5 protein-coding genes are annotated in these 4,001 nt (G+C 64.5%); all 5 read left to right on the top strand.

The annotated features are described in order from the left end of the window. Positions 1-387: thiosulfate oxidation carrier protein SoxY (gene soxY / locus IC66_RS0121510; protein ID WP_038948992.1), on the top strand; the 387-nt coding region annotated here is incomplete at its 5' end. A 19-nt stretch (positions 388-406) separates the two neighbouring features. Then, positions 407-733 (top strand): thiosulfate oxidation carrier complex protein SoxZ, encoded by a 327-nt coding sequence (gene soxZ, locus IC66_RS0121505; RefSeq protein WP_038948991.1) that lies wholly within the window; start codon positions 407-409, stop codon positions 731-733. Positions 734-762: 29 nt separating this feature from the next. Beyond that, positions 763-1,584, top strand: a complete 822-nt coding sequence (gene soxA, locus IC66_RS0121500) for a sulfur oxidation c-type cytochrome SoxA (protein ID WP_028143564.1) — start codon at positions 763-765, stop codon at positions 1,582-1,584. A 27-nt stretch (positions 1,585-1,611) separates the two neighbouring features. Further along, the gene (gene soxB / locus IC66_RS0121495; RefSeq protein ID WP_038948989.1) at positions 1,612-3,303 is read left to right on the top strand and encodes a thiosulfohydrolase SoxB; all 1,692 of its coding nucleotides are present in this window, start codon (positions 1,612-1,614) and stop codon (positions 3,301-3,303) included. Positions 3,304-3,309: 6 nt separating this feature from the next. After that, a partial coding sequence (locus IC66_RS0121490) for a molybdopterin-dependent oxidoreductase (RefSeq protein WP_038948988.1) occupies positions 3,310-4,001 on the top strand: 692 nt, incomplete at its 3' end.

Here is a 4,001-nt window from a genome sequence, read left to right as displayed (position 1 = left end):
CCCAGGCCAGCCGATGCCGAAGTGACGGGCGATGCGGCGAAATGGATCGAGACGTTCACCGGCGGCAAGCAGCCTGCCAAGGGAAAGATCGCGCTCGACCTGCCGGAGATCGCGGAGAACGGCAACACCGTGCCGCTGTCGATCAACATCGAGAGCCCGATGACGGCGGACGCCTATGTGAAAGACGTTCTGATCATCGCGGACGGCAACCCCAATGCGGGCGTGGCGACGCTGTCGTTCACAGCGCTGTCGGGCAAGGCGGAAGCCTCGATCCGGATCCGGCTCGCGACCACGCAGAACGTGATTGCGGTCGCGAAGATGAGTGACGGTTCGCTGTTCATGGAGCAGAAGACCGTCAAGGTCACTATCGGCGGCTGCGGCGGCTAAGGGCGTCAGGAGAGGAACAATGGCAGACAAACCGCGCATCAAGCTTCCCAAGGAAGCGGCCAAGGGCGAGGTCATCCAGATCAAGACCCTGGTCTCGCATGTCATGGAATCCGGCCAGCGCAAGGACGCACAGGGCAAGGCCATTCCGCGCAAGATCATCAACAAGTTCGCCTGCGAGTTCAACGGCAAGCCGGTGTTCTCCTGCGCGCTCGAACGGGCGATCTCGGCCAATCCCTACGTCCAGTTCGACGCGCGGGTCGACGAAGCCGGCACGTTCAAGTTCTCCTGGACGGATGACGACGGCACGGTGATCACGGCCGAAGAGAAGATTGCGCTCAAGGCATGATGCGCATCGCGCATTGAGGGAGGCACGCAATGGCGCGACGATTTGTTGGGTTGGCCGCTCTGGTCGTGGCCGCCGCGTCGGTTGCGACGCTCGCGGTCGCAGAGGACGCCGAGCGCAAAGGCATCGCGGCGCCGCCCGGCCACGTCTTCAAGACCATCATCTCCGGCTACGAGTTTCGCAGCAAGGAGACCCGCGCGCTGCAGGACGATGATCTCGAAAATCCGGGCTTCCTCGCCGTGGAGCGCGCGGCGGATGTCTGGAAGAAGGTCGAGGGCGGTGAGGGCAAGTCCTGCATGAGCTGCCACGGCGAAGCCGAGACCAGCATGAAGGGCGTCGGCGCCGCCATGCCGAAATGGGACGACAAGCTGAAGAAGCCGGTCAACCTCGAGCAGCGCATCAACATCTGCCGCAGCGAGCACATGAAGGCGGAGCCCTGGAAGTTCAAATCCCGTGAGCTGACCGACATGACAGCGTTCGTGCGCTACCAGTCGCACGGCATGAAGGTCGCGGTGAAGACCGACGGCCCGATGTCGCCCTGGTTCGATCGCGGCAAGCAGATCTATTACACGCGCTACGGCCAGCTCGATCTCGCTTGCGAGTCCTGCCACGAGCGCAACAACGGCAAGTTCATGCGCGCGGACTTCCTGAGCCAGGGCCAGACCAACGGCTTTCCGACCTATCGGTTGCGCGACCAGCGCCTGGTGCCGCTGCATGAGCGGTTCGAAGGCTGCATGTTCGACGTACGCGCCGAGCCGTTCAAGCCGCTCTCGGACGAGTTCCTCGCGCTCGAGCTCTATGTGGCCTGGCGCGGCATCGGGTTGCCGGTCGAGACGCCGTCGGTGCGCAACTGAAACGTTGAGCTTGCAGGAGTATTGCGCATGATCTCTCGCCGCGAGTTCATTCAGGTTGCCGCGGCCACGGCGGCACTGTCGAGCGGTGTCGGCTCCGGCCTGACCCGGGCGGTTGCCCAGCAGCGCTTGACTGAAAAGGAATTGTTGGCCTTCGAGCCGCTCGGCAACGTCACGCTCGTGCACGTGACCGATATCCACGGTCAGCTGATGCCGCTCTATTTCCGCGAGCCCTCGACCAATCTCGGCGTGGGCGAGGCCAAGGGCCTTCCGCCGCACGTCACCGGCAAGGAGTTTCTCGCCCGGTTCGGCATCGCGCCCGGCTCGTCGGCGGCTTATGCCCTGACCTCGGAGGATTTCGAGGCCCTTGCGAAGAGCTACGGCCGGATCGGCGGCCTCGATCGTGCCGCGACCGTGATCAAGGCGATCCGCGCCGAGCGCGGCGACAAGGTCGCGCTGCTCGATGGCGGCGACACCTGGCAGGGATCGTGGTCGTCGCTGAAGACGCGCGGTCAGGACATGATCGACTGCATGGCGCTGCTCAAGCCCGACGCCATGACCGGGCATTGGGAGTTCACCTACGGCACCGAGCGCGTCAAGCAGGCCATCGAAGGCCTCGGCTTCCCGTTCCTCGGCCTCAACATCCGGGACACCGAATGGAACGAGGCGGCGTTCGACGCCTCGACCATGATCGAGCGCGGCGGGGTCAAGATCGCGGTGCTCGGCCAGGCGTTCCCCTATACGCCGGTCGCCAATCCGCGCTGGATGATTCCGAACTGGTCGTTCGGCGTGCGCGAGGAGGACGTTCAGGCGCAGGTCGACAAGGCGCGCAAGGGCGGCGCGCAACTGGTCGTGCTGCTGTCGCATAACGGTTTCGATGTCGACCGCAAGCTCGCGAGCCGCGTCAAGGGCATCGACGTCATCCTGACCGGGCATACCCATGACGCGCTGCCCGAGGCTGTCAAAGTCGGCAAGACTCTGCTGATCGCCTCGGGCTCGTCCGGCAAGTTCGTCTCGCGGCTCGATCTCGATGTTCGCGACGGTGAGGTCAAGGCTTTCAGGTACAAGCTCATTCCGCTGTTCTCCGATGTGATCACGGCGGACGCCGAGATGGCCGCGAAGATCGCCGAGGTCCGCAAACCCTTCGCCTCCGATCTGGCCAAGGTGCTCGGCAAGACCGACTCGCTGCTCTACCGGCGCGGCAATTTCAACGGTACGTTCGACGATCTGATCTGCCAGGCGCTGCTGCAGGAACGCGACGCCGAGATCGCGCTCTCACCCGGCTTCCGTTGGGGCACCAGCGTGCTGCCGGGGCAGGACGTCACCTTCGAGGATGTCACCAACGCCACCGCGATCACCTATCCCGCGGTCTACCGCATGGGCATGACCGGTTCGCGGTTGAAGGAGATCATCGAGGACGTTGCCGACAATCTCTTCAACGTCGATCCCTATTATCAACAGGGCGGCGATATGGTGCGGATCGGCGGGCTCTCCTACGCGATCGACGTCGCCAAGCCGCAGGGGCAGCGCATCTCCGGCATGCAGGTCCTCAAGACCGGCACGCCGATCGAGCCCGCCAGGGAATATCAGGTCGCCGGCTGGGCCAGCGTCAACGAAGGAACCGAAGGGCCGCCGATCTGGGACGTCGTCGCGAACTACCTGACGCAACAGAAAACCGTTCGGCTCGAGCCCAACCGGGCCGTCAAAGTTACCGGAGCGTAAGAAGCGATGTCGAAGATGGACAGTCAATCCCGTCGCAGCTTCCTGGCCGCCGGGGCCGGCGTCGCGGCCACGATGCTGGCAAGGCCGGCGGCCGCAGGCGGAAATCCCGCTAACCAGCCGCCCAATGTGCCGGAATGGACCAAGTCGCTCGGCGAGGGCGTCGCGGTGCGCCCGTATGGCAAGCCGTCGAACTTCGAGAAGGACGTTGTCCGGCGCGACGTCGAATGGCTGACTGCCTCGCGAGAATCCTCGGTGAGCTTCACGCCGCTGCACGAACTCGAAGGCATCATTACCCCGAACGGCCTCTGCTTCGAACGCCATCACGGCGGCATCGCCGAGGTCGATCCGGCCGATCATCGCCTGATGATCCATGGCCTCGTCGAGCGTCCGCTCATCCTCACGCTGGAGGAGCTGAAGCGCTATCCGCGCGTCAACCGCATCCACTTCATGGAGTGCGCGGCGAATTCGGGCATGGAGTGGCGCGGCGCCCAGCTCAATGGCTGCCAGTTCACCCACGGCATGATCCACTGCGTGCAGTACACCGGCGTCTCGCTGCGCACTCTGCTGGAGGAAGCCGGCGTCAAGACGAGCGGCAAGTGGCTGCTGGTCGAAGGCGCCGACGCGGCTGCGATGGACCGCAGCCTGCCGATCGAGAAGGCGCTCGACGACTGCATCATCGCCTACAAGATGAACGGCGA

Source organism: Bradyrhizobium genomosp. III, assembly GCF_000261705.1.
Classification (GTDB): Bacteria; Pseudomonadota; Alphaproteobacteria; order Rhizobiales; family Xanthobacteraceae; genus Bradyrhizobium; species Bradyrhizobium ottawaense.
The sequence above is the reverse complement of the archived record's forward strand: the minus strand, read 5'-3'. Positions and strand labels throughout refer to the sequence as shown.

Bases quoted from the DNA above. Each gene is read 5' to 3' on its own strand.
- soxZ (WP_038948991.1), top strand. From the start codon at position 407: ATGGCAGACAAACCGCGCATCAAGCTTCCCAAGGAAGCGGCCAAGGGC.
- soxA (WP_028143564.1), top strand. From the start codon at position 763: ATGGCGCGACGATTTGTTGGGTTGGCCGCTCTGGTCGTGGCCGCCGCG.
- soxB (WP_038948989.1), top strand. From the start codon at position 1,612: ATGATCTCTCGCCGCGAGTTCATTCAGGTTGCCGCGGCCACGGCGGCA.